A 25958-nucleotide genomic window follows, 5' to 3' on the forward strand; every position below is an offset into this window, starting at 1 on the left:
TATGCTCTTGTAGGAACGACACTTGCCCGCGAAAAACGATAACGCGGTCGGCCGACGCACCGCGTTGTCGTTTTTCGCGGGCAAGCCTGATATCACGGTATTAGCCCGCCCGCCGGTGATGGCTATTTAACGTTACCCTGTTAGACTTCGAGCACATACGCAGCCCTGGTTTTTATCAGGTTCCGTTCTGTGGTGCAGAGGTCCCTATGGGAAAGTTGGGAGGAAAAGGACTTTCATTGGCCAGGAGGCTCTACACGTCACGCATCCTCGGCCTCGTGCTGGGTTTGTTATGTGTGAGTGTGGCGATGTACCCGCTGAACCCGGCACCTTGGGTCTGGGGGCTCATGCTGTTCAACGGTCTGCTCTGGCCGCACCTGGCCTACCAGTGGGGCCGCCGGACTCAAGCGCCTTACCACGCCGAACACCGCAACTTGTTGGTCGATGCCTTCATGGGGGGCTTTTGGGTCGCCGCCATGCAATTCAATCCATTGCCCAGCGCCACCACCATTTCAATGATGGCGATGAACAACGTGGCCATCGGCGGCTTGCGTTTTCTGCTGGCGGGCAGCGCCGCACAGATTCTCGGGATCGGTGTCGGATGGCTGATTTTCAGACCGCTCTTCATCCCTGAAACCAGTCAGCTCCAGCTCTACGCCTGCTTGCCCCTGATGTGTTTTTATCCGCTGGCATTGGGCTGGATCTGCTTTCGCCAGGCCCACACCCTTGGCCGGCAGAAGCGTGAACTGCTCGCCCTGAGCCGCACCGACAGCCTGACCGGCCTGCTCAACCACGGCGCCTGGAAGGATCAACTGGAAGTCGAGTTCCAGCGCTGCCAACGCCAGCATCAGGGCGGGGCAATTGCGCTGATCGACATCGACCATTTCAAAAGCATTAACGACACCTACGGCCATGTGGCGGGTGACATCGTGTTACGGCAACTGAGCAAGATGCTCAAACAGAATTTGCGGGCTACCGATGTCGCCGGGCGTTACGGTGGCGACGAATTCTGCGTGATCCTTCCGGATTTGCCCCTGAGCAACGCTGCTGCAGCCATGGAAGCGCTGCGTGATCGTTTCGCCACGCTGGGTTACGAGCAAAACCCTGCGTTGAAAGTCAGCCTGAGTATTGGTCTGGCTGCCTTCAATGCCTCCCATACCGACGCCACCCTGTGGCTCAACGACGCTGACCAGGCGTTGTATGAGGCCAAGACCAGCGGTCGCAATCGGGTGATCTGCTGTGGTGATGGCCGGCCGTATCACGAACTGCTCGATTCGGTCTGACCTTTAGCGAATGTCTCTGTTGGTTTGGGGTTGTTTGCTTGCTTGCTTGCTTGCTTGCGAAGGCGGCCTTCGGGCCGACCTGGTCCTTGCTGGTGGTGTACATATCCGGTGCTGCGGTAACGGCGGCTTATGGTTTCGCCCTTACGGCGACTCCCTTTGGCAAACGCCCCAAAGGAAGCAAAGGTCTCGCCCCTTGCGTCCGGCCCCTCGCTAGGGCTCGGCGTTCCTTCGCTGCGGTATCCATCCGGGGACACTGCCCTCCGGTCGGCTTCGCTTCGACCTACATGCAGCGTGTTCGACTGCGTCGAACGGCGCTTTGCGCCACTCCCCGGATGAACACCTCCACTCAGCCTCCCGAGGGGGCGGGTGGATCAAGAGCTGAAGGCGAGCTAACGCTCGGCCTGATGACTGGTGAAAGGCGAAAGCGGTTCCCCCTGTAGGAGCCGCCGAAGGCTCCGATCTTTTGATCTTTGCGTCCTGACAGCCGACCAAAATTCAGCGGATACACCCGGCGTCCTGTAGGCGCTTGGCTTGCCCGTTACCCATTACTCTTTGACGTGCATGAACTCTTCCGCCCAACGAATATATTCCGCCGGCTGCGTATAGGTGTGAGTCAATTCCGTCGCACTCAGGTCAGCGGCCTGGGTGAAGATCTGTCGTTGCTCGCGCAGGCTGTCATAGGTCGCCTTGATTGCGGCGAAGTAGGCACCGTGGCCGTCGATGACGACGCGCACGCCCAGTTCGGCCAGGCGTTTGTCATCACGCAACAGCGGATTACCGTAGGTCACCAGCATCAACGGCACATTCAAATGCTCGGCGATCTGTTCCAGATGGTCGAAATCCTTCACGCCCACCATGCAGATCCCGTCGGCGCCAGCGGCCTGGTATTGCTTGGTCCGGCTGATGATTTCCTGAACCGGAAGAATGCCTGCGTGGGTGCGGGCGATGATTGCCATTTCCGAATCGCAGCGGGCTTCCAGTGCCGCGCGAATTTTGCCTACGCCTTCGGCAACGGTGATCAGGTCCGTGGACTTTCGGCCGAACTGGGCGGGCAGCAATGTGTCTTCGATGGTCAAGGCGGCAACGCCGGCACGTTCGAGTTCGACGATGGTGCGCATGACATTAAGCGCATTGCCATAGCCATGGTCGGCGTCGGCAATCACTGGCAGTTGGGCGACACGGCCGATGCGGGTGGCCTGTTCGGCGAATTCGCTGAGGGTGATCAAGGCAAAGTCAGGCGCGCCCAGCACCTGCAATGAAGCCACCGAACCACCGAGAATGCCCACTTCAAACCCCAGGTCGGCGGCAATGCGTGCCGACATCGGGTCAAAGACCGACGCTGTGTGATAGCAGGTTTTGGAAGCGAACAGTTGGCGAAAATTGCGGCGCAAATCTTGATGAGAAAGCCTGGACATATGAGTTCCACCAATGGAAATGGAAGGGCTTGAGCAAAAGTGTCAACGCCGAAGATGTAAAAGGCTATCACGGAGGCGGGTCTAGAATGATGACGAATTTGCAGAGTGTTGCTGATTGGCTCCGAATATTTGGCGAGCCGGCAAGCGATTACGCGGCCACGGCCTGCTGCAGTTGATTGTGCAGCAGTACTGCGCGTACCGAGTCGCCGGGTTGAAGTTGCAGCCGTTTGGCGGTGAGGCGGTCGACGATGAGGCTGTTGCCCACCTGCCGTGCCGGGGTGGCGGTGAGGCGGCAGTTTTCCAGGCGGCGGTTGTGGATCAGCCATACGGGTGCCAAGTCGTCCGGGGGGCCGATAGTCAGTTCGAGTAGCTGGCTGTTGCGCACGGTACGTATGCCCGAAACCGGGGCCTCGATCACGGGGCCAGCGTCGAAGATATCGATGTAGCCCTTGTGGGCAAAACCCTCGGCAGTGAGGATTTTCAGGGCTGGCTCGGTATTGGGATGAGGTTTGCCAATCACCGCCTGGGCCTGTTCGGTGAGCAGGCAGGTGTACAGCGGTTGCCGTGGCATCAGTTCAGCGATGAATGATTTGCTGCCCAATCCCGACAAGTGATCGGCATGCTGGAAATCCATCTTGAAAAAATGCCGGCCAACGCTGTCCCAAAAGGGGGAGCAGCCCTGTTCGTCGGCACTGCCGCGCAGTTCGGCGATCAGTTTGTCGCCGAACAGATGCGGAAACTCTGCCACGAACAACAAACGTCCAAGGGAGAGCAATCGACCGTGATTGTCCTGGCGTTGATCGGGGCGCAGGAACAGCGAACAAAGTTCCGACTGGCCGGTCATTTCATTGTTCAGGAACAAGGTCGGAATGTGCCGCTGGATACCCAGATCAGCTGACGAGCTCACCGTCAGCCCGACCCGATAGTTGTACCAGGGCTCGCGCAGTCCAACGGCTCCGATCAGGGCGCTGACGCCCACCACTTGCTGATCGTCGTCTTCAAGCACGAACAGGTAATCGGCATCGGCGCGCTCAACCTGTTCTGCGAAGGTCCTTTTTGCCCAGCGCAAACGGTGGATCAGGCGTTCTTCGTTGGCCGGCAGCGAGCTCAATCCGCGACCTGCCCGCCGAACCAGTGCGAGCAGGGCGGGCAGGTCGGTGACCTGTACCGGACGAACAATCATGCTGTAGCTCCTTTTGCTCGCCAACTGTGGCGCGGTCGTCGGTTGATGCTCACAAGGCGATCAGCCGGATCGGACTGCCTTCGCTCACCTTCAGCGCCGCACACATTGCGGCGTCCAGGGTCACGGCCTGCCCGGCGTTGTAGTCCAGTTCGGCGACGATGGCGCGGTAATTTTCCAGCGAATCATTGCTCACCAGATAAAGGCCACGGGCGTCGATGGATGAGCCGGGTTTCGCCGAAGTGGTTTGGCTTTGCGCGATGGAACGTATGCCGCCGGTGCGTGCATACAGCGTGGGGCCGCCGTCAAAAAGGTCGACATAACTGTTGGTTTCGAATCCCTCGCGCTCGAGGATATCGAAGGCTTCCTGGCCATCGGGATGAACTCGGCCGATGCAGTCTTGCGCGGCTTGGGGCAGCATCGGCACATAGATCGGGTATTGCGGCATCAATTCGGCAAGAAACGTCCGGCTTTCCAGGCCACAGAGCCGCTCGGCCTCGACGTAGGGCAGGTCGAAGAAATGTTTGCCCACGGCATCCCAGAACGGTGAATGCCCGTCATCGCGGCTGAAACCGACGATCTCGGTGATGACCGCATCAGCAAAGCGTCGTGGATGGGCGGCGATGAACAGCAGTCGCGCCCGTGACAACAGCTCGGAAAACGCAGTGCGCACCAACGCCGTATCGATATGAAACCCGCGCAGCAGGGTGTGATTGCTGAGGTCTTGGCACAGCGACAGTGCGGGCACGCCGTGCTCGATATGCAGCTCCCGCGAAGCACTGTTGAAGTCGCGATTGCGCAGGCTGTAAAACGGTTCGCTGAAGCCGGCGGTGGCAAGAATTTCCGAGCAGCCCACTAGGCACCGCGTCGTCGATTCTTCCAGCACGAACAAGTAGCTCTCGGGGCCTGGGCTGTGGACGGTTTGCTCGAACGAGGTACGAGAGTCGAGAATTTTGTCGCGCAAGCACTCGCTGTCGTCCGGCAACGACGTAACGCCCACCAGGCTTTCGCGAGCCAGTCGCTGCAATTGGGGCAGGTCGGTTAATACCACTGGGCGCAAGACCAGCATGGATGAACTCCTGTATCAAAGGGTTCGGCGGCCTGCACCGAACCTGACTATCACTGTCGGTTTCCACGCATTGAATCGGCGGACGTCTTGCCAGACTCCGCTCTTTTTTAGTCGCGACTCAGGTTTGATCGGGCGCGATATCAGGCCCGGCTCGCTACAGCGGCAGGTATTGATCAAAGGCGTACATTGTTTTGACGTTGGACGGGGTTCTGTCCGGGATCGATGATCGGGTCATTGAACAAAGGCATCCGGGCTCCTGCTGGATGTGGGGTAATCCGTTGAAAGGAGTATTTATTTAAGGCGCACTATATGTCTAGTTAATTTTCACGCCGTTTTTCAACGGCCGATGATGCGGCGAAATCCCTGTAAGTGCATGGCTACACGGATGTCGACAGACCTTGTAAGGCATTGCCCTATAGAAAGGTCGGAGATCATCCCTTCAGCAAAATGAATCGCCCCCCTGAGTACCTTTCTTACGGCACAATTGCGCAACGTCTGACGGCTAAATACCGTTTTTCCTAATCTATCGACAGAGTGATCTTTCGTGCAGGCGACCCGTTTAACCCTGATATGCCACGCTCGAACTGTCGCACAGAAATTGGCACGCTTTCCTGCGGACGAACCATTGGAGATGGATTGGCAATCGGCGCGGGGTGCTCGTAGTGCTCAATTCAAAGGTGAGCCACGGCTGTTGTGCGGCCCGGAACTGCGCACCCGGCAAACCGCCGAGTTGTTTGGCAGCACTGCGCAGATTGACGCGGCGCTGAGGGATTGCGATTTTGGGCGTTGGAGCGGTGAGCGGATTAATGACCTGCAGACATCCGAACCCCAATTGCTCCAGGCCTGGCTCGCCGATCCCCTTTCGGCGCCACACGGTGGTGAGTCGGTGACGAAAGTGTGTGAGCGGGTGGTCGCCTGGCTCATAACATTGCAGGCGACACCGGGGCATGTGGTTGCCGTGACTCATCCATTTGTCGTCCGCGCCGCGCTGACGCATGTGTTGCAAAGTTCGGCGTTCAACCTGATTGATGTTGAGCCACTGTCGGCTGTCGAATTGCGCTTTCATGGTTGCTGGCGGCTACGTTTGTCGGGCGCTGATCCCGAGGAGATGGGTGGATGAAAAAGCTACTGGTCATCGGCATTGGCGCCGGTAACCCCGACTACATCACCCTTCAGGCAGTGAAGGCGCTGAATCGGGTCGACGTGTTTTTCCTCATGGACAAAGGCCAGAGCAAAGACAAACTGATCGACCTGCGTCGAGAGATCTGCGAGCGCTACATCACTGATCGCGACTACCGCTTTGTCGAAGCCCTGAGCCCGGAGCGCGAGCGCGGTGATGTGGACTACAAGGCCAGTGTCGACGATCTGAACCTGGCCAAGCAGCAGACTTTCGAACGGCTGATTAACGAAGAAATGTCTGACGGCCAGTGCGGCGGTTTCCTGGTGTGGGGCGACCCGGCGTTGTATGACAGCACCATCCGCATCCTGCAGGCGATCCTGGCGTCAGGTGCCTGTGTTTTCGAATTCGAGGTGATCCCGGGCATCACCAGCGTCCAGGCATTGGCGGCGCAACACAAGGTGTCGCTCAATCAGATTGGCCGCTCGGTTGAAATCACCACCGGCCGGCGACTGGCCGCCGGGCTGGTGAGCGATGCCGACAGCCTGGTGGTGATGCTGGACGCGCAGGACGCCTACCATCAGGTGGCGGATCAGGACACCGAGATTTACTGGGGGGCTTACTTGGGCACGCCGGATGAAATCCTGATCAGCGGCAAGCTCAGGGATGTGGCGGATGAAATCGAACGGGTGCGCAAGGCGGCCCGGTTGGCTAATGGCTGGATCATGGATACCTATTTGTTGCGTAAGCCTTGAACGATGGGTTACCTGAGCTGACGCCTTCGCGGGCTAGCCTCGCGCCTACAGAGGGCGCGGTGATTCTGTAGGAGCGAGGCGGCCCGCGAAGGGGCCCTGAAGATCACCTCAAGAAATGGCTCGGACCTCCCGCCCAAACCGCTCTCTATACACCGACGGCGGCACACCCACCACGCTGCGAAACGCCACCCGAAAGCTCTCTACCGAACGATAACCACAGCGCTGGGCAATCTGATCGGTATTTTGATCGGTGCTTTCCAGCAGTTCACGGGCGCGACCCAGACGCTCATGTTGCAGCCACGTCTTGGGCGACTGGCCACTGGCTTCGGTAAAGCGCCGCAGGAATGTCCGTTCACTCATAGCCGCTTCGCTGGCCAGATCGCGTACTTCCAGCGGTTCATGTAAGCGTTCACGCGCCCATTGCATGACGCGGGAAAGATCGCTGCGCGGTGTAGGGCTGACCGGTGTAGGAATGAACTGCGCTTGTCCACCCGTGCGTTGCGGCGACATCACCAGTCGCCGTGCCACGGAGTTGGCCACTTGCGTGCCGAAGTCCCGTGCCACCAGATGCAGGCAGGCATCAATGCCTGCGGCACTGCCCGCCGAAGTGATCAACTGGCCCGAATCGACATACAGCACGTCGGGGTCCACCAGAATGTTCGGAAAACGCTCCGCCAATTCTGTGGTGTAGCGCCAGTGCGTGGTGGCGCCACGTCCATCGAGTAACCCGGTGGCGGCCAGCACGAACACTCCTGAGCAGATCGACAGCAGTCGCGCGCCCTGGGCATGGGCCTGGCGCAAAGCGGTGAGCAGCGTCTCGGGCACCGGCGCGTGGCGGTCACGCCAGCCGGGAATAATAATGGTCCTGGCGTGTTCGAGCAGTTCCAGACCGCCATCGGCCAATACCTGAATGCCGCCCATGGCGCGCATCGGCCCTTGATCGACGGCGGCGATGCGATGCTCATACCAAGGGAAATCGAACTCCGGTCGCGCCAGACCGAAGACTTCCACGGCGATACCGAATTCGAAGGTACAGAGGCCGTCGTAGGCCAGAATCGCGACCAATCCAGGGGTAGGCTGCATTTGGCGGAAAGTTCCCGGTGAGTGTCTTGTGCGCCACTGTAGCCACAAGTCGCAGACGGATAAAGTCTGTTCACACCCACCAACACTGAGGAGCATTGCCCATGACCAGCCTGGTTCGCGAAATTCCCGCCGCCCCATCGGCCATTGCCTTGATGCATTTCAGCAACCGTCTGACTTTCGAAACCGATTGTTCCGACGTCCATGGCAGTCAAGCGGCTGGCGAAGTTGATTTCATTCTGCTGGACGTGCGCGGCCCGATGGCGTTCGAGCGCGGGCATGTACCGGGGTCGATCAATATTCCGGGGCGCTTGCTCACCGCTGAAGGCCTGGCGGCTTATCCGAAAAACAGCGTGTTCGTGGTCTATTGCGCCGGCCCGCATTGCAATGGCGCGAACAAGGCTGCGGTGAAACTGGCGGCGCTGGGTTACCCGGTCAAAGAGATGATCGGTGGTGTGACCGGATGGCTGGATGAAGGGTTTGAATTGAGTGTTGCGGTACAACGGGATGTCGCTGTCGTTATCGGTTGCGAATGTTGATGTAGTCGAAAAAATCGCAGCCTGCGGCAGTTCCTACATGGAGTGCAAAATCCCGCAGGCTGCGATCTTTGGATCTTGCTGTTTAAACCGCCGCCCACCACCCATCCAGCGTTACCTGCAACCATTCAAAAACGGCGGCATGCGCGGCATCGTCCTGCTGACCCCTCGGCAACGGCGACTCCTCGGCAAAATACTCATTCAGAACGGCCACCGATTCGGCATTCCACTCTGGATGAAACTGCAGCCCCATCCGCGTCGGCCCAGCGCAATACATCTGTTGTTCACATCGCTCGCTGCTGGCCATCAACCGCGCATTTGGCGGCAGGTCGAAGGCATCTTCGTGCCACTCCAGCACTTTCAGGCGCTGGCCATCGACGAAACTTACGGTGGTCCATCCGGTTTCGGTTCGGTCCATCCGCCGCACATTCCCACCCAGACTCAACGCCAGCAACTGCGCGCCCAGGCAAATGGCAAACACGGCCGCGCCTTGATCCAGGCTACTTGCCAGCCATTGGCGTTCGGATTCCAGCCATGCCGGTCCGGCGTTGGACTCAAACGGCCCGCCCAATAGAATCACAGGTGCCGCACTTGCTGGCGGCAACTGACCGAGGTCGGCGCGAAAGACATTCAGCGTCAAACCCCGGGATTCAGCCCAGTTGGCAATGGCGCCCGGACCTTCGGCGGGGTGGTGCTGGATCAGGTTCAACGTGGGCATCACGCTTCTCTTGTGGGTCAGGGGGACGGCCAATGTGCCGCAAAAAGTGCGTGATCACCAGTGCGACTCGTTAGTCGGAAAGCACTCGAAACTTTGTAGGTTTTTTCTGAAGCAGGTGATTGTCTGACAGTCCTTGCATCGCCATGGCGCACACCGCAATCGCCTGCATCCCCGCAGCCACTTTTTTATAAATAATTGTCGCTTAAACACAATTTACCCTGCGGCCGCACCTCTAGACTGCCGGCCACTTCGGTCTTTACCCGCCACAAGCGACCGACCGAAAGCTGCCAATAAAAGCCTCCGCACACAGGAGTTATAAATGAAGAAGCTAGTGATGTTTGGTGCCCTGGCACTGTCGATGTTGTCCCTGACCGCCGTGGCCGAAGACGCCAAGCCGATCCGCATCGGTATCGAAGCCGGTTACCCGCCATTTTCGATGAAAACCCCTGATGGCAAACTCACCGGTTTCGACGTCGATATCGGCGATGCACTGTGCGAGCAGATGAAAGTGAAGTGCACCTGGGTCGAGCAAGAGTTCGACGGCCTGATCCCGGCGCTTAAGGTCAAGAAAATCGACGCCATTCTGTCGTCCATGACCATCACCGACGATCGCAAGAAAAACGTCGATTTCACCATCAAGTACTATCACACCCCGGCGCGCTTCGTGATGAAGGAAGGCTCCGCTGTGAAGGATCCGCTGACCGAACTCAAAGGCAAGAAAGTCGGTGTACTGCGCGCCAGTACGCATGACCGCTTCGCCACTGAAGTACTGCAACCGGCCGGCATCGTCCTGGTTCGCTACGGTTCCCAGCAGGAAGCCAACCTGGACATGGTCTCCGGCCGCGTAGACGCGCTGCTGGCCGACTCGGTCAACCTGGACGACGGTTTCCTGAAAACCGACGCCGGTAAAGGTTTCGCCTTCGTAGGCCCTGAGTACAACGATCCGAAATACTTCGGCGGCGGCGCCGGTATTGCTGTGCGCAAGGGCGATACCGCTCTGGCCGAGCAATTCAACAAAGCCATCACCGAGATCCGCGCCAACGGCAAGTACAAGCAAGTGCAGGACAAGTACTTCCAGTTTGACGTTTACGGCGAGTAATCGAGCCGTTCAAAAAAGTGGCAACCGTTGACGCGGTTGCCACTTTTTTTATGTTCATGATTTATCCTTCCAACACATTCCAATGTAGGAGCTGCCGCAGGCTGCGATCTTTTGATCTTGCTTTTAAAGATCAAAGTCAAAAGATCGCAGCCTTCGGCAGCTCCTACATGATTTTCGCGAACCTGGAGCTTTCCATGCAACGCATCGACCATCCATTGCCCTGGAGCCACCTGGGTACCGAGCGCAGCCTCAGCGTGTTTCGTTATGGCGCGGGCACTCGCAAGGTCTACATCCAGGCCAGCCTGCACGCCGACGAATTGCCGGGCATGCGCACGGCCTGGGAACTGAAAAAACGCCTGACCGAACTCGAAAGCCAGGGGCAGTTGCAAGGCGTGATCGAGCTGGTGCCAGTAGCCAATCCCATCGGTCTCGATCAGCACCTGCAAGGCAGTCACATGGGCCGCTTTGAACTGGGCAGCGGCAAGAATTTCAACCGCTCGTTTGTCGAGCTCAGCGCACCGGTGGGGCAGTTGATTGGCGACCGCTTGGGCAACGATGCCGAAGCCAACATCGCCCTGATTCGCCAGGCCATGGGCCAGGTGCTCGATGGTTTGCCGGCCCCGGCTTCGCAACTGGAGGCGATGCATCGCTTGTTGCTGCGCCATGCTTGCGACGCCGACATCACCCTTGATCTGCATTGCGACTTCGACGCGGCGATTCACATCTATGCGTTGCCGCAACACTGGCCGCAGTGGCAATCCTTGGCCGCGCGCCTGAAGGCCGGTGTCGCGTTGCTGTGTGAAGATTCTGGCGGCAGTTCGTTTGATGAGTCCTGTTCCGCGCCATGGTTGCGCCTGGCCAGGGCTTTCCCTGAAGCGGCGATTCCACCGGCGAACCTGGCGACAACCCTGGAACTGGGCAGCATGGGCGACACCCGAGTTGATCAGGCCCAAGCCAATTGCGAGGCCATTCTGGGCTTTCTCGCCGAACAGGGTTTCATCAAGGGCACTTGGCCGGTGGCCCCGGTCGAATGCTGTGAAGGCATGCCGTTCGAAGGCACGGAGTACCTGTTCGCGCCGCACCACGGGGTGGTCAGTTTCCTGCGCGAGGCGGGTGAATGGGTGGAGCAGGGCGATGCCCTGTTTGAAGTGGTCGACCCGCTGAACGACAAGGTCACCACTGTTCGCGCTGGCACCACTGGCGTGTTGTTTGCCATCGATCGTGGGCGCTACACGCAACCGGGGACGTGGCAGGCGAAAGTAGCGGGGCGGGAGCCGATTCGTGTGGGCAAGCTCATCAACGACTGACCCCACTCACCCATAGGAGCTGCCGCCGGCTGTGATCTTTTGATTTTCAGGATCAAAAGATCGCAGCCTGCGGCAGCTCCTACAGTGTGCGAGAAGAGTGTTAGGCTCTGAACCGAATCCTGCGCACTGTGAAGGAAGGTTTATGTTGAGAATTCTTGCTCTGCTCACGCTGCTGGCGTCCGCCGCTGTCCACGCTCAAACCCCACTGCAAACCGATCTGCCGCTCAAGTACCTGGAGCAGGCCAATTCCGATTCGAGCAATCAACCTCTGGTGATTTTCCTCCACGGCTACGGCAGTAACGAGCAGGATCTGTTCGGCATCAAGGATGACTTGCCCGCGCAATACACTTACCTGTCGGTCCGTGCGCCGATAGTGATGGAAGAGGGCAGTTACCAGTGGTTTCGCAAGAAGGGCGAAGGTGCCTACAACGGCGAGACGGATGACCTGAAGTCCAGCGGCCAGTTGCTGCTGGATTTCATCGCTCAGGCGGCGAAGAAATACCACACCGAACCGTCCAAGGTTTACCTGGTGGGCTTTAGCCAGGGCGCGATCATGTCTTACGAAGTTGCTCTGCGCCATCCAGAGGCCGTGGGCGGGATCGCTGCATTGAGCGGGAGGATTTTGCCGGTGCTCAAGTCCGAGCTGAAACCGGATGAAAAACGCCAGTCGCTGGCGATTTTCATCGGTCATGGTACAGCGGATAAACGACTTCCAATCAGCGACGGCACCGAAGCCAACAGCCTGTTGCAGAGCGTGTCACTCGAACCTGAGTTTCACGCCTACGACGGTGTCGGTCACAACATCAGTGCCGCCGAAATACAGGATTTGAGCGCCTGGTTGCAGCGTCTCAATCCTTGAGGCTTATTTGCCGCTGACGATCTGTTTGATCAGGGTTTCATGCGCCGCCATGTCGCCTGGGCGGGAAATCACCTGAATCACGGTCATGTGGCCGCCGGACGCTGCCATCAGCGTGGTGTTAAGCGTTTGGCCGCCACCTTGAGTGGCGGTGCTGTCGACCTGGCGCAGGCCCAGCCCGTTACCTTTCAGGGTCAGGCTTTTCTCGCTGAGTTTGTTGTAATCCGGCAAAGCCTTGCGCTGCGCCGCGTCGAAGTCAGCCACGGTGCCATCGAGAAACGCGCCGTCGTTGTCCTTGACCGTGACGCCTTCGGGCAGGCTGTTTTCTGCCGCGATCACCACGGTCTTGGTGGTTTCGTTGCTGTACATGGTGCCGCTCGCGCCGGTGGGGCTGGTCGGCAGCGGGTTGGCCACGAAGCCCTTGGGCAGGGTGAAGGTGAACTTGCCACCGAGCATCGAGACCTTCTGTGCCGATGCAGTCTCCTTGGCAGTGGCCTTGGCCGCCTGCGCATTCAAAGCCCCTAGGCTGGCAACCGCTGCCAGCAGCAGGACAGCGGCTTTTTTACTCAACAGTGACATTCGAAATCTCCAGGGATGGTCGCGCAATGGGGGGCGATCATCCCATGGAGGCTGTGGCGCATTCCAGCGTGGTCTAACGGACGGTCACGAACCTGTGGCTTACAAACTAACCTGTGGCGAGGGAGCTTGCTCCCGCTGGGCTGCGAAGCGGCCCCAAAACCGCTGACCGCATTTTGGCAGGCAGAAGTCATGTTCATCATTGCGGCTGCTGCACAGCCGAGCGGGAGCAAGCTCCTCGCCACAGAGGTTGAGCCAGGCACGGAGAAGCAATTACACCTTCCGCCGTGCCGGGTAACGCTTGATCACCTCCAGAAACTCGATCCGGCGGTCGCTGGCCAGCAGCTCCGGCAGCAGCTTTTCGTATTCCTGGCGATAAGGTTTGCTCAGGTGGCGTGCGATGAAATCTTCCTTGCTGCAGTTCCAGGTTTCGTAGAGCACCAAAGTGTTCGGCTCGTCCTGAAGCTGATGCACCCAGGTATTGATGAAATCAGGCTCGGCCGCCATTTGGTGTACCACGTCCAGCAGCCGTTCTTTGGTTTCGACGAAACGATCCGGTTTGGCCGGCAGGTAAACGATAAACGCGACTTGGTCACTCATTTCATCACCCTCGAAGGTTGGGAACGGTTTCTTATGCCTGGTTTTGCGGGAACAAGTTGCGGCGGGTTTCTTCGTCGAATTCGGCCTTCAACACCAGTTGCTCTTTCAGGCCATGGGCACGTTGGGCTGCCGGGCGAGCGCTGATTTCATCGAACAGGCGCTTCACGTTCGGGTAAGCCGCCAAGCCGTTTTCGCCAAGGATGTAAGGCGCGTAGTTGGCCCAACCCCAGAGCGCCATGTCGGCGACGCTGTAAGTGTCGCCGGCCAGGTACTGATGGTCGGCCAGGCGCTGGTCGAGTACGCGATAGTGACGTTCGACTTCCTTGAGGTAGCGGTTTTTCGCGTAAGGCAGGTCTTCCGGTGCGTGGTGCAGGAAGTGCACGGCCTGACCGGAGAACGGCGACAGGCCAGTGGCGATGAACATCAGCCAGGACAGCAGTTCGGCGTTGCCGGCAGCGCTGGTTGGCAGGAAACGCTGATGTTTTTGCGCCAGGTGCAGCAGGATGGCCTGGGAGTCGAAGACCGTGGCGTCGCCATCGACGAGGGCTGGCACCTTGGCGTTCGGGTTGATCGCGAGGAAGGCCGGCAAGTGTTGTTCGCCCTTGAAGGTATCGACGCCGATCAATTCGTAAGGCGTTTGCAGTTCTTCAAGCAACAGGGCGACTTTCATCGGGTTTGGCGAAGGGTGGAAAAAGAATTTCATGGTGTAGGCCTCAGTCAGTAGTGGGGTTTGAACTGAGGTTGATGTTGGGCGAAACCTGTTCGATTGACGTACGAGGTTATTGCTCTACTCGTGCGAAACCATCGAAGGTGTTGTAGGGATTTTGACTGCCGGTTGCGACGTGGCAATCACCGCACCAGCAATAATCAACACTGCAGGCACTAGCAGAATAGGGCTGGCATGGCTGCGCCCGACGACGATCAGCAGCATGGTAGAAATCAGCGGTGCCAGGTACGACAGCGCCCCCAGTGTTGCCAGGCTGCCGTGTTTGGTGGCGTGGTCCCAGGCAAAAAATGCCAGCCCTGCCGGCCCCAGACCGAGGATGACGATGGCTGCCCATTGCCTGGCATCAGGCAATACGGTGGATTCGAAAGTGAGATGACAAAGCAGTCCCGCCGCCGCGGACATGCCACAGATGCCGCCGATGGTGCTGCTTGGAACTTCACTGAAGCGCCGGTTGAACACCGAATACCCGGCCCAGATCAACGCACAGCCGAACGCCGCGAGATAACCGGCGACCGGCATGGCGGCGGAGGTGTCCGAGCCACGTTGCTGCATGATGAATGCGGTGCCGGCCAGACCCAGCACAGCGCCGAGCGCTTGCCGTTTATGCAGCTTTTCTCCAGCGGCGAAGGCCGAGAGCAGCACCAGCAACAATGGCCACAGGTAATTGATCAGACTGGCTTCGGCGGCTGGCGCGGCTTTGAGCGCGAAAAAATACAGCGCGTGATAAACGAAAATTCCCACGAACCCGGTCGCCCATACCGCCCAGGGTTGGCGCCAGCTATTGAAGCCGCCAAGACCGCGTCGACCTAGAATGACCACGCTCGCGGCAAACGCCACGGCGAAACTCAGGGTCAGCAATTCAAAGGGCGGAATGCCTTCGGTGAGGGTGGTCAACAACGCCAGACAGGACCAGAGAAAGATCGCGATTACGCCGACCGCTGTGGCGGAGTGAGCATTACGGACGCGAGGCGTGGTCATGTCTGTTCCTTCAGCACGTGGCGGGCGACTTCCTTGCCCGATGACCTGATGCAGCTTAGCGCTTGATCGCGGTTCGTCCAGCGTCCGCCGATACCGGCCCGACGGGGCGCGCCAGCAAGCGTTTGGTCACGCCCAACATCGCCACCGATACCGCAACGCCCAGGGCAAACGCGCTCATGCCCAGACTTGGCAAAGTCAGCGTCAACACGAGACAGAACGCCGAGAACGAATACATGCCGGTGGCCGTTGCTCGCAGCAGGGCGGCGGTAAATGCGGGACCACGGGTTTGCTGGGAGAACACTGCCATCACACTGCCCAATACCGGGAACACGGCGAGCAGCCCGCTCCAGCGGTCGCCGACCGTGCTGGCGAGCAAGGTGACGGCGAGGGTCAGCAAGGCCCCGGCCAGCATGCGCAGCAGCAATTTGTCGGATTTTGGTGCCGGGCCTGAGAGGACCGGCTGCACCGACGGGAACAGGTAGGGCGCGGCCAACAGAGCCGTCGCCGCCGCAATCACCGAAAACAGCAACGATGGCGGGATCAACGACAACACCACGGCGATCACAGCCCAGACCGTCAGCGAAATCGTCAATGCAATCGTCCAGCCGGCGCGTTGAGCAACCTGCGCATAGGTCACGCAGAAAGCGATCATGGCGACCATTGCCGACAGCGCTGCCATGGCTGACTGCGCGGCGAACAGTTCGCCTTGTTCAATGGCGAGGAAAAACAGAATCGGCCCGACCACCACCGGTAGCCCCGACAACCAACCGGCCACGCTCGGTCCCCAGCGTTTACCCGCCAGAGAGATCAGCAGCAGAAATCCCGGAATCACCAGCAGTTTGAGCATCAGCACGCGTATATCTCCGACCTGTGTATGCCGGCAACGGTAGCATTGAGCACGCTGGATTGCTCTATAGATATATCGATTTTGTATACAAAATATGGCCCCTGTAGGAGCTGCCGCAGGCTGCGATCTTTTGATCCTGTTTTTTAAAAGCAAAATCAAAAGATCGCAGCCTGCGGCAGCTCCTACAGGGGGTTTCAAAAGAAGCGGCGTTTCGTCAGCAGGGACTTGCGTGTACACCGGAGCAATTGAAACGTCTAAGCTGGGCGTCTCCCACCTGTTGACGGACCATCGCGTGAAATTCAGTTTGCCCAAAGTCGCCACCGCACCGTTTTGTCCGCCTGAAGTCGCCGGCAGTGTGGCCGTCGATCCCACTGCCTCATTTTTCAAGCGCGTGCTGCGCTTTGCCGGTCCTGGCTTGCTGGTGTCGATTGGCTACATGGACCCGGGCAACTGGGCGACCGCCATCGAGGCCGGATCGCGGTTTGGCTATAGCCTGTTGTTTGTGGTGCTGTTGGCCAGCCTGGCGGGGATGGTGGTGCAATGTTTGTGTTCGCGCCTGGGCATTGCCACCGGGCGTGATCTGGCGCAATTGTCCCGCGAGCGCTATAGCACGCGGACCGCCCGCACACAGTGGGTACTGGCGGAAATCTCGATCATCGCCACCGACCTTGCCGAAGTGCTCGGCTGTGCGTTGGCGTTCCACTTGCTGCTGGGTTGCTCGCTGACGTTCGGCATCGCGCTCACAGCGTTCGACACCTTGTTGGTACTGGCCCTGCAAAACCGTGGCTTCCGCCGCCTGGAAGCAATCATGCTGGTGCTGGTAGGCACCATTGGCGCGTGTTTCTTCGTCGAGTTGATGCTGATCAAACCATACTGGCCGGACGTCTTACAGGGTTTCAAACCGTCACTGTCAGCCATCAGCGGTGCCGCGCCGCTGTACCTGGCCATCGGTATTCTCGGGGCCACGGTGATGCCGCATAACTTGTACTTGCACACTTCGATCGTGCAGACCCGGCTGATCGGCAAGGACCTGGCCAGCAAGCAGGACGCCGTGAAACTGGCGCGCATCGACACGATTGGTTCACTGGCGCTGGCGTTGCTGGTCAACGCGGCGATCCTGATTCTTGCTGCCGCTGCGTTTCACCAGACCGGGCACACCGATGTCGTGGATATTCAGGACGCCTATCATTTGCTTGATCCACTGGTGGGCGGGGCGTTGGCCAGCGTGCTGTTCGGGGTCGCGTTGCTGGCGTCGGGGCAGAGTTCAACCTTCACCGGCACCATCGCCGGCCAGGTGATCATGGAAGGCTTCCTGAACCTGCGGATTCCTTGCTGGCAACGGCGTCTGATCACCCGTGGGCTGGCGCTGATCCCGGCGTTCATCGGCGTCTGGTTAATGGGTGACGATGCGGTGGGCAAGCTGCTGGTGCTGAGTCAGGTGGTGTTGAGTTTGCAATTGCCGTTTGCGCTGTATCCGCTGATACGCATGACCAACGATAAGAAATTGATGGGGCCGTTTGTGAACCGGTTACCGACGCGGGTGTTGGCGTGGGGGGTGTTTGTGGTGATCAGCGGGGCAAATAGCTGGTTGATTCTGCAGCTGTTTGGGTGAGCTGTTGAAAGGTCGCAGTCTGTAGGAGCTGCCGCAGGCTGCGATCTTTTGATCTTCAACTCCGCTCGAACGCTTCGACGACAAAATCAATAAACACCCGGGTCTTGGCCGGCATCAGCGTCCGGCTCGGGTAGTACAACGAAATCGGTCCCGCATCGGCATGCCAATCCGGCAGAACGCGCACCAGTTCACCGCGCTGGATATTCGCCTGCACATCGGGCAGCACCAGCAACGTGACGCCCAAACCGAGAATGGCCGCTTCACGCATGGCGGCGGGGTCGTTGATGACAATGTTTTCGTTGAGGTTGACCGGCATTTCATGGCCGGCGCCATCGCGCATCGTCCACTGACGAATCCGTCCGGTGAGGCTGCCGCGCATCGCGATGCCGATGTGACCGGCGAGGTCCGCCGGGGTTTTGGGTAAGGGGCGGCTGGCCAGATAGGTCGGCGAAGCGACGGCCACCACCTGTGCTGGCGCCAGGGTTCGCGAAATGACGCCAGGCGTCAATTCGAAGCCGCCACCGATGGCCGCGTCATAGCCTTCGGCAATCAGGTCCACCGGGCGGTTTTCGAAATGCCATTCCGGGCGGATCAACGGATAGCGCGCCAGAAACGCCGGCAGCAGCGGCAAAATGTGCCCGATGCCAAAGGTCGGTGCCAGGCTGATTTTAAGCACGCCTGCCGGCTCACCCCGATCGGTGGTGACGGCGCTGATCGCCGCCTGTAACGCCTGCAGATTGCCGCCGATGCTGGCCAGAAAGCGCTCGCCGGCCTCAGTCAGGGACAGCTTGCGGGTGGAGCGCTGGAAAAGACGAACGCCAATGTTGCGCTCGAGGATCGCCACGTTGCGGCTGACGGCGGCGGGTGTCAGTGCAAGCAACCGCGCGGCGGCTGAGAAGCTTCCGGTCTCGGCGCTGCGTACAAAGGATTCGAGATTGGCGAGGGTTTCCATGGTTACGACCTGATAGCAAGACTTGAAAATCATTCAAGTCATTACCGGCTAATAAAACACTAATGGCAAGGGCAGTATTCGCTCCAACGACAACCCTCGGAGTGAGAAAACCATGAGCACCATTGGAATCATTGGCGCCGGCGCCATCGGATCAGCCTTCGCCAGAGCCTTGTCCCGTCAGGGCATCGAAGTAGTCATCGCGAACAGTCGCGGGCCGGAAAGCCTCGCCGATCTGATCGCAGAACTCGGGCCAACGGCCCGTGCCGGCACCCGCGAGGAAGCGGCCGCCCAGCCGATCGTTCTGGTCGCGGTGAACTGGTCGAAGTTGCCGACGGCGCTGGCGGGTCTGCCGGACTTTGCCGGGCGAATTGTCATTGATGCCAACAATTCGATAGAGGCACCCTCATTCAAAGCGGTGGATTTACAGGGGCGTACATCCAGCGAAGTGTTCGCTGAGTGGGTGCCGGGGGCGCGGGTGGTCAAGGCGTTCAATCACTTGGTGGCACGTTTGCTTGAGAGCGATCCGACAGCGGAGGGTGGGCGGCGAGTGCTGTTTCTCTCGGGCGATGATGCTGACGCGAAAGCGCAAGTGGCGAACTTGATCGAGCAGGTGGGGTTCTTCGGGATTGATCTGGGGACGCTGAGTGTCGGCGCGCGACTGGCGCAGTTTCCGGGCGGACCGTTGCCGGTGTTGAACCTGGTGAAATTTGCCTGACGAAATGCGATGGCTATTGCGTTCGTATGAATACACGTGACGGCTACTCCCTGTAGGAGCTGCCGAAGGCTGCGATCTTTTGATCTTGATCTTCGGCGATCTCAAAAAGATCAAAAACAAGATCAAAAGATCGCAGCCTTCGGCAGCTCCTACAGGGGAGCGGAGATAACCCGGTGCGACGTGAGTCGCACCGGGTGTTTTGCCAGACGGCGAACGGATATTCGTGGGTCCCCGCGCCGTCTGTTGAACGCTTTAAGCCCGTTCGAGCGCCAGTGCCACGCCCTGACCACCACCGATGCACAGGGTCGCAAGGCCTTTCTTGGCATCACGCTTGATCATTTCATGCAGCAGGGTCACCAGCACGCGGCAGCCCGAGGCACCGATCGGGTGGCCGAGGGCGATGGCGCCACCGTTGACGTTGACCTTGTTCAAGTCCCATTCCAGGTCCTTGGCCACGGCCAGCGATTGTGCGGCGAAAGCCTCGTTGGCTTCGATCAGGTCCAGTTGATCGATGGACCAACCGGCCTTGTCCAGGCAGCGACGAGTGGCCGAGACCGGGCCGATGCCCATGATTGCCGGGTCCACACCAGCGTTGGCATAAGCGGCGATTTTTGCCAGTACCGGCAGGCCCAGGGCCTTGGCTTTTTCGGCGCTCATCAGGATCACGGCAGCGGCGCCGTCGTTCAGCGACGAGGCGTTACCGGCAGTCACCGAACCGTCCTTCTTGAAGGCTGGCTTGAGCTTGCCCAGGGATTCGGCGGTGGTGCCGGCCCGTGGTTGCTCGTCGGTGGCGAAGGACAGTGGTTCGCCCTTGCGCTGTGGAATCAGGATCGGCGTGATTTCATCAACAAAACGCCCGCCTTCAATCGCGGCGGTGGCTTTCTGTTGAGAGGCGGCGGCGAATGCATCTTGCTGTTCGCGGCTCAGGTTGTACTTCTCGGCCAGGTTCTCGGCGGTGATGCCCATGTGGTAATCGTTGAATGCATCCCACAGGCCATCGCTGATCATGGTGTCGACGATTTGCGCGTGACCCATGCGCAGGCCGGTGCGGGCACCGGGCATGACGTAGTTGGCCAGGCTCATGTTTTCCTGGCCGCCGGCGATAATCACTTCGGCATCGCCGCAGCGAATGGCCTGGGCACCTAAATGCAGGGCCTTGAGGCCCGAGCCGCAGACCTTGTTCAGGGTCATGGCCGGTACAGCGAAAGGCAGACCGGCCTTGATCGAGGCCTGGCGCGCAGGGTTTTGCCCGGCACCGGCGGTCAACACCTGGCCCATGATCACTTCATCGACTTCTGCAGGATCCAGCCCGGTTTGCGCCAGTAACTGACGGATCACCGCCGCGCCCAGGTCAACCGCAGAAACATTGGCCAGGGCACCCTGGAAACTGCCGATCGCGGTACGCGTAGCGGCAACAATGACGACTTCTTGCATGGAATGATTCCTCACTGGGCAGCGAACTGCATTTCCGGAACGTGGTCCGGCACGATCAGTTTACCGGCGGTTTTGGCAACGATCTCTTCGACGCTGACACCCGGCGCACGTTCTTTGAGAATGAACGCGCCGTTTTCGATTTCCAGGTAGGCCAGGTCGGTCAGAACGCGCTTGATGCAACCGGCGCCGGTCAGCGGCAGGCTGCATTGGGACAACAGCTTGGACTCACCGTCCTTGGACGCGTGGGTCATGATGACGATGATGTTGTCTGCGCCGGCCACCAGGTCCATCGCGCCGCCCATGCCCTTGACCAGTTTGCCGGGGATCATCCACGAGGCGATGTTACCTTGTACGTCGACTTCAAAGGCGCCCAGTACGGTCAGGTCGACATGACCACCGCGGATCATCGCGAACGACTCCGCCGAGGAAAAAATCGAAGCGCCGATGCGCGCGGTCACGGTTTGCTTGCCGGCATTGATCATGTCGGCATCAATGGTTTCTTCGGTAGGAAAAGGACCCATGCCCAGCAGGCCGTTTTCCGACTGCAGCATGACTTCCATGCCTTCAGGGATGTAGTTGGCGACCAGGGTCGGAATGCCGATGCCCAGGTTTACGTAAAAGCCGTCCTGCATTTCGCGGGCGACGCGTTGAGCCATTTGTTCGCGGGAAAGTGCCATTGTTGTTATTCCTTCATTCGGTCCGGGGGCAGGGGATCACTTACGCACGGTGCGCTGTTCGATGCGCTTCTCGAACGTGCCGCAAATGACCCGGTCGACGTAGATGCCAGGGGTGTGGATCTGCGCCGGGTCCAGCTCGCCGGGTTCGACGATTTCTTCGACTTCGACCACGGTGATCTTGCCGGCGGTGGCGGCCAGCGGGTTGAAGTTCTGGGCGGTGTGGCGATAGATGACGTTACCGAAATGGTCGGCTTTCCAGCCTTTGACGATGGCGAAGTCACCGGTGATGGATTCTTCCATCAGGTACTTGCGGCCATGGAATTCGCGCACTTCCTTGCCTTCGGCCACCGGAGTGCCGACGCCGGTCGCTGTGAAGAAGGCCGGAATGCCGGCACCGCCCGCGCGCATTTTTTCGGCGAGGGTGCCTTGCGGGGTCAGGATGACTTCAATTTCGCCCTTGAGCAGTTGCTCTTCGAACAGTTTGTTCTCGCCAACATAAGAAGCGACAACCTTGCTGATCTGGCGGTCAGTCAGCAGCACGCCGAGACCGAAACCGTCGACGCCGCAGTTGTTGGAAACCACGGTGAGGTCGCGAGTGCCTTTGCGCTTGATCTCGGCGATCAGGTTTTCCGGGATCCCGCACAGGCCGAAGCCCCCGGCGATCACGGTCATGCCGTCTTCAAGACCTGCCAGAGCTTCCTCGTAGGAACTCACACGCTTGTCGAAACCTGCCATATGCACCTCTTTTATTCTTTGTGGGCGGCTGGCTAGCCGAATGAATGAAGTGTCGCGCTGGAGTATTTATTTGTTAAGTTGATTTTTAAGGTTGATTAATAGATAAAACTCAACAGTGCCGCTCATGTAGGAGCTGCCTAAGGCTGCGATTTTTTGATCTTGCTTTTTAGCGGTGGTGGGATCGTTGAAGATCAAAAGATCGCGGCCTGCGGCAGCTCCTACAGGGAACGGTCGAATTAATGTAGTTACCCTGGAGACAGCGCGCATGACCGTCAAGCAGATCCGCGCCTTCCTGGCCGTGGCCCAGAGCCTGAGTTTTGCCGTGGCCTGCGAGCGCCTGCACCTGTCGCAGTCAGCCCTGAGCCTGACCATCAAGGCGCTGGAAGAGGGCCTCGGCGGACGCTTGTTTACCCGCAACACCCGTAATGTGGCGCTGACCGCCGAAGGCGAGTCGCTGGTGCCACTGGCGCGCCGTCTGATCGCCGACTGGGACAATGCCGAGGACGAACTGCGCCAGCGCTTCACTCTGCAGCGCGGGCGGGTGACCTTGGCGGCCATGCCATCGTTTGCCGGCAACCTGTTGCCGCCAATCCTCAAGACGTTCCGTGCCCGCTACCCGAAAGTCAACGTCACCGTGAACGACGTGATCAACGAACAGGTGCTGGAAATGGTCCGTGACCGTCAGGTGGAACTGGGGGTGGCGTTTGAGCCGACCATGAGTTCGTCGCTGCAATTCACCCCCTTGTATATCGATCGATTTGTGGCGGTGGTGCCTGATGATTCGGCACTGGCCGAACTCGACGAAATCGATTGGCAGACGCTGCTCAAGGAACCGTTCATCACCCTGCAGCGCCCGTCGACGGTGCGGGTCATGCTGGAAGAACATCTGCAGGCGCGGGGAATGAAATTGCCGGTGGAATTTGAAAGCCACCAACTGGCGACAGTCGGGCGGATGGTTGCCAGTGGGTTGGGGGTGAGTGCTGTGCCAGCGTTGTGCGCCGGGCAGATGCGTGAACTGGGCGCGCGATGCATCACCTTGAGCGACCCTGTGGTGGAGCGGGCAATCGGCGTGCTGACCCTGCCGGGCGCAGAACTGTCGGCGGCGGCCCAGGCATTGTTTGATGTGCTTAAAGCACAATTTTCTCTCTAACACCCCACCCCCTGTAGGAGCTGCCGCAGGCTGCGATCTTTTGATCTTGATCTTCAGCGATTTCAGCACCGCCAAAAAACCAGATCAAAAGATCGCAGCCTGCGGCAGCTCCTACAGGGTATTGAGTTGATTAGTTGAAGAGGCGTTGAGCCAGCAACGGTAAAAGTTGTTCGCACGACCCTTCTATTTTCAAATCCAGAATGTCATCCGCGCGGGTTTTGCCCAGGTTGATCGCCAGCAACGGCTTGCCCTGATCCACCACCGCCCGGCACAGGCGGAACGCCGAATATGCCATCAGCGACGAACCGACCACCAGCAACCCGGCAGCCTTTTCCACGGCGGCCATCGCTTTGGCTGCCGTTTCCTGGGCGACGTTTTCGCCAAAGAACACCACGTCGGGTTTCATCCGTTCTCCGGCGCAATGCGGGCAATGCGGCACTTGAAAGCGTGCTTCAAAGGCCGCGTCCAGCAGGGTGTCGCCGTCCGGCGCCTGCACCGCGTCAACGCCGGCCAGATAAGGATTTTGTGCTTCCATCAGGTGCTGGATCGAATCTCGCTCGCTGCGTTTTCCGCAGTCCAGGCACAGCACCCGGTGCAGGCTGCCGTGCAGTTCGATCACGTCATGGCTACCGGCCTGATCGTGCAGGGTGTCGACGTTCTGGGTAATCAACCCGCTGATTTGTCGGGTGCTTTGCAAGCGGGCGAGGGTGTCGTGGGCGACGTTCGGTTGGGCCTGGCGCACCCGTGGCCAACCCAGCATCGCCCGCGCCCAATAACGCCGCCGGGACTCGGGTGCCGAGAGAAATTCCTGGTACATCATCGGCTGCCGGCCACGACGTACGCCCTGGTTATCGCGGTAGTCCGGAATACCCGAGGGCGTGCTGATCCCGGCACCGGTCAGGACCACGAACGGTCGATCAGCCATAAGCTGCTGGAGCCGGTCGAGCTGTTCTCGGATCGGGTGGTCGAGCATGTTCAACACTCCGGTGGACCCTGGGTGCATGCAGATTAGCATCACCCCTGTAGGAGCTACCGAAGGCTGCGATCTTTTGATTTTGCTTTTAACGGCAAGATCAAAAGATCGCAGCCTTCGGCAGCCCCTACATTTTGGCCGTCAGTTATTTGCGTGCCTCCAGAATCAGGTTGAACGGCGTTTCCGTGGCCCGGCGGAAACTTGAAAATCCGGCCTCGGTGAACACTTTGCGCAACCGCGCCTCGCCTGCCTGGGCGCCGAGGCCGAGGCCGACTTCCTGGGACAGCGAGTTGGGCGTGCAGATGAAGGTCGAGGCGGCATAAAACAATCGACCGACCGGGGTGATGTTGTCGTCGAGCGAGTCGTTGGCGAACGGTTCTACCAGCAGCACCGTGCCGTCTGGTTTCAACGACTCATAGGCGTGTTTCGCCGCGCCCACCGGGTCACCCATGTCGTGCAGGCAGTCGAAGTAGCAGACCAGGTCATAGTCGTCGCCGGGGTAGCTTTTGGCTGTGCCCTGGAAGAACCGCGCGCGACTGGAGACGCCACCTTCTTCAGCGCGTTGGGTGGCGACGGTGACGGAGGGTGCGTGGTAGTCGAAACCGACGAACCGCGAATCCGGAAACGCCTGGGCCATGATCACCGTGGAGGCGCCATGCCCGCAGCCAATGTCCGCCACTTTGGCACCGGCTTCCAGCTTGGCGACCACACCATCAAGCGCCGGCAGCCATTCGGCGATCAAATGTGCCTTGTAGCCAGGGCGGAAGAACCGTTCCGTGCCGCTGAACATGCACGGATGGTGATCACCCCAGGGCAGGGCACCGTCGCCGCGCATCGCTTTGACCAGTTTGTCCTTGTCATGGAAAAACGACGCGACCACCCCGATACCGCCAGCAATGTAGACCGGTGAGTCTTCGATGGCCAATGCCAGGGCCTGCTCTTCGGGCAGGCGGAACTGGCCGTCAACGTGTTCCATGTAGCCGGAGGCGGCGTGGGCGCTAAGCCATTCACGCACCAGGCGGGGGTTGCAGCCGGTCTTGTCGGCGAGTGTTTCAGGGCTGGTGGGCTGGCTGTCGGCCATGGCCCGGTACAGGCCGAGCTCTTCGCCAAGGATGACGTTGGCGAGCATCGCCGCGCCGCCCATGTCATTCACCAGTTTGCCCATGAAATCGTTGAGTCTGGCCTCGTCCATCACGTGTGCTCCTTAACAGGATCACGGTCCAGAGGCATTGTTTGTCGAGGCATGCGCCTCTGGGCGGTGGTCGTTGGAATGAACAGGACGATTGGCTCGTCCTGCGTGCATTAAGTTTAGTTCGCGGGCCGTGTGCCGGTATCTGAGGCGACGAAAGCCCCGCGGTTTGGCACAGAACCCTGTAGGCGCTGCCGAAGGCTGCGATCTTTTGATCTTGATCTTTAAAAATAAAAATCAAAGATCGCAGCCTTCGGCAGCCCCTACAGGGTGCGGTGCCTGGGGAGTGCATGTATCCCAATGTATCTAACCGACCTCTCGATACAGTCCCCCACAACTCCGGACCATCCGCGAACACAGACCAGATACAAACCTGCGATG

At 59.4% G+C, this 25958-nt stretch carries 27 protein-coding genes; 10 read left to right on the top strand and 17 right to left on the bottom strand.

Going from position 1 to position 25958, the window contains the following annotated elements; genetic code table 11:
* The first annotated feature begins 206 nt into the window (after positions 1-206).
* The gene (locus KUF73_RS02155; protein WP_218436388.1) at positions 207-1280 is read left to right on the top strand and encodes a diguanylate cyclase; all 1074 of its coding nucleotides are present in this window, start codon (positions 207-209) and stop codon (positions 1278-1280) included.
* 545 nt (positions 1281-1825) lie between these two features.
* Here the strand turns inward: KUF73_RS02155 and KUF73_RS02160 are convergent.
* From KUF73_RS02160 to KUF73_RS02170, 3 genes are all read right to left on the bottom strand, one after another.
* A complete protein-coding gene (locus KUF73_RS02160) occupies positions 1826-2695 on the bottom strand; it encodes an oxaloacetate decarboxylase (RefSeq protein ID WP_218436389.1) in 870 nt (289 codons plus the stop codon).
* 148 nt (positions 2696-2843) lie between these two features.
* Positions 2844-3878: an arginine N-succinyltransferase gene (astA, locus tag KUF73_RS02165; RefSeq protein WP_218436390.1), complete on the bottom strand. Its 1035-nt coding sequence runs from the start codon at positions 3876-3878 to the stop codon at positions 2844-2846.
* Positions 3879-3927: 49 nt separating this feature from the next.
* Positions 3928-4944 carry an arginine N-succinyltransferase gene (locus KUF73_RS02170; protein WP_218436391.1) on the bottom strand — a complete coding sequence of 339 codons (1017 nt, stop codon included), beginning with the start codon at positions 4942-4944 and terminating at the stop codon, positions 3928-3930.
* A 544-nt stretch (positions 4945-5488) separates the two neighbouring features.
* Here KUF73_RS02170 and KUF73_RS02175 point away from each other — a divergent pair.
* A complete protein-coding gene (locus KUF73_RS02175) occupies positions 5489-6064 on the top strand; it encodes a histidine phosphatase family protein (protein WP_218436392.1) in 576 nt (191 codons plus the stop codon).
* Positions 6061-6816, top strand: a complete 756-nt coding sequence (gene cobF, locus KUF73_RS02180; RefSeq protein WP_218436393.1) for a precorrin-6A synthase (deacetylating) — start codon at positions 6061-6063, stop codon at positions 6814-6816. The genes KUF73_RS02175 and cobF overlap by 4 nt, the downstream gene beginning before the upstream one ends.
* A gap of 108 nt (positions 6817-6924) precedes the next feature.
* On the opposite strand, the gene ftrA is transcribed toward cobF, so the two are convergent.
* Positions 6925-7899: a transcriptional regulator FtrA gene (gene ftrA / locus KUF73_RS02185; protein ID WP_218436394.1), complete on the bottom strand. Its 975-nt coding sequence runs from the start codon at positions 7897-7899 to the stop codon at positions 6925-6927.
* Positions 7900-8000: 101 nt separating this feature from the next.
* Between ftrA and KUF73_RS02190 the strand changes: the two genes are divergently transcribed.
* Positions 8001-8435, top strand: a complete 435-nt coding sequence (locus KUF73_RS02190; protein ID WP_218436395.1) for a rhodanese-like domain-containing protein — start codon at positions 8001-8003, stop codon at positions 8433-8435.
* 82 nt (positions 8436-8517) lie between these two features.
* Here KUF73_RS02190 and KUF73_RS02195 read toward each other — a convergent pair whose 3' ends face one another.
* The gene (locus tag KUF73_RS02195; protein WP_218436396.1) at positions 8518-9150 is read right to left on the bottom strand and encodes a type 1 glutamine amidotransferase; all 633 of its coding nucleotides are present in this window, start codon (positions 9148-9150) and stop codon (positions 8518-8520) included.
* 319 nt (positions 9151-9469) lie between these two features.
* Between KUF73_RS02195 and KUF73_RS02200 the strand changes: the two genes are divergently transcribed.
* From KUF73_RS02200 to KUF73_RS02210, 3 genes are all read left to right on the top strand, one after another.
* Positions 9470-10249, top strand: a complete 780-nt coding sequence (locus KUF73_RS02200) for an ABC transporter substrate-binding protein (RefSeq protein ID WP_218436397.1) — start codon at positions 9470-9472, stop codon at positions 10247-10249.
* A gap of 194 nt (positions 10250-10443) precedes the next feature.
* The gene (locus KUF73_RS02205) at positions 10444-11556 is read left to right on the top strand and encodes a succinylglutamate desuccinylase/aspartoacylase family protein (RefSeq protein WP_218436398.1); all 1113 of its coding nucleotides are present in this window, start codon (positions 10444-10446) and stop codon (positions 11554-11556) included.
* A gap of 142 nt (positions 11557-11698) precedes the next feature.
* Positions 11699-12415 (top strand): alpha/beta hydrolase, encoded by a 717-nt coding sequence (locus KUF73_RS02210; RefSeq protein ID WP_218436399.1) that lies wholly within the window; start codon positions 11699-11701, stop codon positions 12413-12415.
* Positions 12416-12418: 3 nt separating this feature from the next.
* On the opposite strand, the gene KUF73_RS02215 is transcribed toward KUF73_RS02210, so the two are convergent.
* The 5 genes from KUF73_RS02215 to KUF73_RS02235 form a co-directional block, all read right to left on the bottom strand.
* On the bottom strand, positions 12419-12991 hold the full coding sequence (locus KUF73_RS02215) for a hypothetical protein (protein ID WP_218436400.1): 573 nt from the start codon (positions 12989-12991) through the stop codon (positions 12419-12421).
* Positions 12992-13261: 270 nt separating this feature from the next.
* Positions 13262-13588, bottom strand: a complete 327-nt coding sequence (locus tag KUF73_RS02220) for a putative quinol monooxygenase (RefSeq protein WP_218436401.1) — start codon at positions 13586-13588, stop codon at positions 13262-13264.
* 31 nt (positions 13589-13619) lie between these two features.
* On the bottom strand, positions 13620-14291 hold the full coding sequence (locus KUF73_RS02225; RefSeq protein ID WP_218436402.1) for a glutathione S-transferase family protein: 672 nt from the start codon (positions 14289-14291) through the stop codon (positions 13620-13622).
* A gap of 84 nt (positions 14292-14375) precedes the next feature.
* Positions 14376-15293: a DMT family transporter gene (locus tag KUF73_RS02230; protein WP_218436403.1), complete on the bottom strand. Its 918-nt coding sequence runs from the start codon at positions 15291-15293 to the stop codon at positions 14376-14378.
* A 55-nt stretch (positions 15294-15348) separates the two neighbouring features.
* Complete coding sequence (locus tag KUF73_RS02235; RefSeq protein WP_218436404.1) at positions 15349-16146, bottom strand: hypothetical protein; 798 nt, start codon at positions 16144-16146, stop codon at positions 15349-15351.
* A 286-nt stretch (positions 16147-16432) separates the two neighbouring features.
* Here KUF73_RS02235 and KUF73_RS02240 point away from each other — a divergent pair, with 286 nt between their 5' ends.
* Positions 16433-17752 (top strand): Nramp family divalent metal transporter, encoded by a 1320-nt coding sequence (locus KUF73_RS02240; protein ID WP_218436405.1) that lies wholly within the window; start codon positions 16433-16435, stop codon positions 17750-17752.
* Between the two features lie 55 nt (positions 17753-17807).
* Here the strand turns inward: KUF73_RS02240 and KUF73_RS02245 are convergent, their stop codons facing one another.
* The gene (locus KUF73_RS02245; RefSeq protein ID WP_218436832.1) at positions 17808-18704 is read right to left on the bottom strand and encodes a LysR family transcriptional regulator; all 897 of its coding nucleotides are present in this window, start codon (positions 18702-18704) and stop codon (positions 17808-17810) included.
* 76 nt (positions 18705-18780) lie between these two features.
* Between KUF73_RS02245 and KUF73_RS02250 the strand changes: the two genes are divergently transcribed.
* The gene (locus tag KUF73_RS02250; RefSeq protein ID WP_256345369.1) at positions 18781-19419 is read left to right on the top strand and encodes an NADPH-dependent F420 reductase; all 639 of its coding nucleotides are present in this window, start codon (positions 18781-18783) and stop codon (positions 19417-19419) included.
* Positions 19420-19671: 252 nt separating this feature from the next.
* On the opposite strand, the gene KUF73_RS02255 is transcribed toward KUF73_RS02250, so the two are convergent.
* The 4 genes from KUF73_RS02255 to KUF73_RS02270 all read right to left on the bottom strand — a co-directional run bounded on the left by KUF73_RS02255 (position 19672) and on the right by KUF73_RS02270 (position 22541).
* A complete protein-coding gene (locus tag KUF73_RS02255) occupies positions 19672-20853 on the bottom strand; it encodes an acetyl-CoA C-acetyltransferase (RefSeq protein WP_218436407.1) in 1182 nt (393 codons plus the stop codon).
* Between the two features lie 11 nt (positions 20854-20864).
* Positions 20865-21530 carry a CoA transferase subunit B gene (locus KUF73_RS02260; protein ID WP_057399619.1) on the bottom strand — a complete coding sequence of 222 codons (666 nt, stop codon included), beginning with the start codon at positions 21528-21530 and terminating at the stop codon, positions 20865-20867.
* 36 nt (positions 21531-21566) lie between these two features.
* Entirely contained in the window at positions 21567-22265 is a 699-nt protein-coding gene (locus KUF73_RS02265) for a CoA transferase subunit A (protein ID WP_218436408.1), read from the bottom strand.
* Positions 22266-22331: 66 nt separating this feature from the next.
* Positions 22332-22541, bottom strand: a complete 210-nt coding sequence (locus KUF73_RS02270; protein WP_218436409.1) for a hypothetical protein — start codon at positions 22539-22541, stop codon at positions 22332-22334.
* On the opposite strand from KUF73_RS02270, the gene KUF73_RS02275 reads away from it, so the two are divergent.
* Entirely contained in the window at positions 22531-23415 is an 885-nt protein-coding gene (locus KUF73_RS02275; protein ID WP_218436410.1) for a LysR family transcriptional regulator, read from the top strand. The two genes, KUF73_RS02270 and KUF73_RS02275, sit on opposite strands and share 11 nt — an antisense overlap.
* 130 nt (positions 23416-23545) lie before the next feature.
* Here the strand turns inward: KUF73_RS02275 and KUF73_RS02280 are convergent, their stop codons facing one another.
* Positions 23546-24388 (bottom strand): NAD-dependent protein deacetylase, encoded by an 843-nt coding sequence (locus tag KUF73_RS02280; protein ID WP_218436411.1) that lies wholly within the window; start codon positions 24386-24388, stop codon positions 23546-23548.
* A gap of 145 nt (positions 24389-24533) precedes the next feature.
* A complete protein-coding gene (locus KUF73_RS02285) occupies positions 24534-25580 on the bottom strand; it encodes a class I SAM-dependent methyltransferase (RefSeq protein ID WP_218436412.1) in 1047 nt (348 codons plus the stop codon).
* Between the last annotated feature and the right edge of the window lie 378 nt (positions 25581-25958).

It is taken from the genome of Pseudomonas sp. PD9R (assembly GCF_019200975.1).
GTDB lineage: Bacteria > Pseudomonadota > Gammaproteobacteria > Pseudomonadales > Pseudomonadaceae > Aquipseudomonas.

Bases quoted from the DNA above. Each gene is read 5' to 3' on its own strand.
- KUF73_RS02245 (WP_218436832.1), bottom strand. From the start codon at position 18,704: ATGGAAACCCTCGCCAATCTCGAATCCTTTGTACGCAGCGCCGAGACC.
- ftrA (WP_218436394.1), bottom strand. From the start codon at position 7,899: ATGCAGCCTACCCCTGGATTGGTCGCGATTCTGGCCTACGACGGCCTC.
- KUF73_RS02205 (WP_218436398.1), top strand. From the start codon at position 10,444: ATGCAACGCATCGACCATCCATTGCCCTGGAGCCACCTGGGTACCGAG.
- KUF73_RS02215 (WP_218436400.1), bottom strand. From the start codon at position 12,991: ATGTCACTGTTGAGTAAAAAAGCCGCTGTCCTGCTGCTGGCAGCGGTT.
- astA (WP_218436390.1), bottom strand. From the start codon at position 3,878: ATGATTGTTCGTCCGGTACAGGTCACCGACCTGCCCGCCCTGCTCGCA.
- KUF73_RS02155 (WP_218436388.1), top strand. From the start codon at position 207: ATGGGAAAGTTGGGAGGAAAAGGACTTTCATTGGCCAGGAGGCTCTAC.
- KUF73_RS02265 (WP_218436408.1), bottom strand. From the start codon at position 22,265: ATGGCAGGTTTCGACAAGCGTGTGAGTTCCTACGAGGAAGCTCTGGCA.
- KUF73_RS02170 (WP_218436391.1), bottom strand. From the start codon at position 4,944: ATGCTGGTCTTGCGCCCAGTGGTATTAACCGACCTGCCCCAATTGCAG.
- KUF73_RS02220 (WP_218436401.1), bottom strand. From the start codon at position 13,588: ATGAGTGACCAAGTCGCGTTTATCGTTTACCTGCCGGCCAAACCGGAT.
- KUF73_RS02190 (WP_218436395.1), top strand. From the start codon at position 8,001: ATGACCAGCCTGGTTCGCGAAATTCCCGCCGCCCCATCGGCCATTGCC.
- KUF73_RS02195 (WP_218436396.1), bottom strand. From the start codon at position 9,150: ATGCCCACGTTGAACCTGATCCAGCACCACCCCGCCGAAGGTCCGGGC.
- KUF73_RS02260 (WP_057399619.1), bottom strand. From the start codon at position 21,530: ATGGCACTTTCCCGCGAACAAATGGCTCAACGCGTCGCCCGCGAAATG.
- KUF73_RS02210 (WP_218436399.1), top strand. From the start codon at position 11,699: ATGTTGAGAATTCTTGCTCTGCTCACGCTGCTGGCGTCCGCCGCTGTC.
- cobF (WP_218436393.1), top strand. From the start codon at position 6,061: ATGAAAAAGCTACTGGTCATCGGCATTGGCGCCGGTAACCCCGACTAC.
- KUF73_RS02255 (WP_218436407.1), bottom strand. From the start codon at position 20,853: ATGCAAGAAGTCGTCATTGTTGCCGCTACGCGTACCGCGATCGGCAGT.
- KUF73_RS02230 (WP_218436403.1), bottom strand. From the start codon at position 15,293: ATGACCACGCCTCGCGTCCGTAATGCTCACTCCGCCACAGCGGTCGGC.
- KUF73_RS02275 (WP_218436410.1), top strand. From the start codon at position 22,531: ATGACCGTCAAGCAGATCCGCGCCTTCCTGGCCGTGGCCCAGAGCCTG.
- KUF73_RS02200 (WP_218436397.1), top strand. From the start codon at position 9,470: ATGAAGAAGCTAGTGATGTTTGGTGCCCTGGCACTGTCGATGTTGTCC.
- KUF73_RS02160 (WP_218436389.1), bottom strand. From the start codon at position 2,695: ATGTCCAGGCTTTCTCATCAAGATTTGCGCCGCAATTTTCGCCAACTG.
- KUF73_RS02285 (WP_218436412.1), bottom strand. From the start codon at position 25,580: ATGGACGAGGCCAGACTCAACGATTTCATGGGCAAACTGGTGAATGAC.
- KUF73_RS02280 (WP_218436411.1), bottom strand. From the start codon at position 24,388: ATGCTCGACCACCCGATCCGAGAACAGCTCGACCGGCTCCAGCAGCTT.
- KUF73_RS02225 (WP_218436402.1), bottom strand. From the start codon at position 14,291: ATGAAATTCTTTTTCCACCCTTCGCCAAACCCGATGAAAGTCGCCCTG.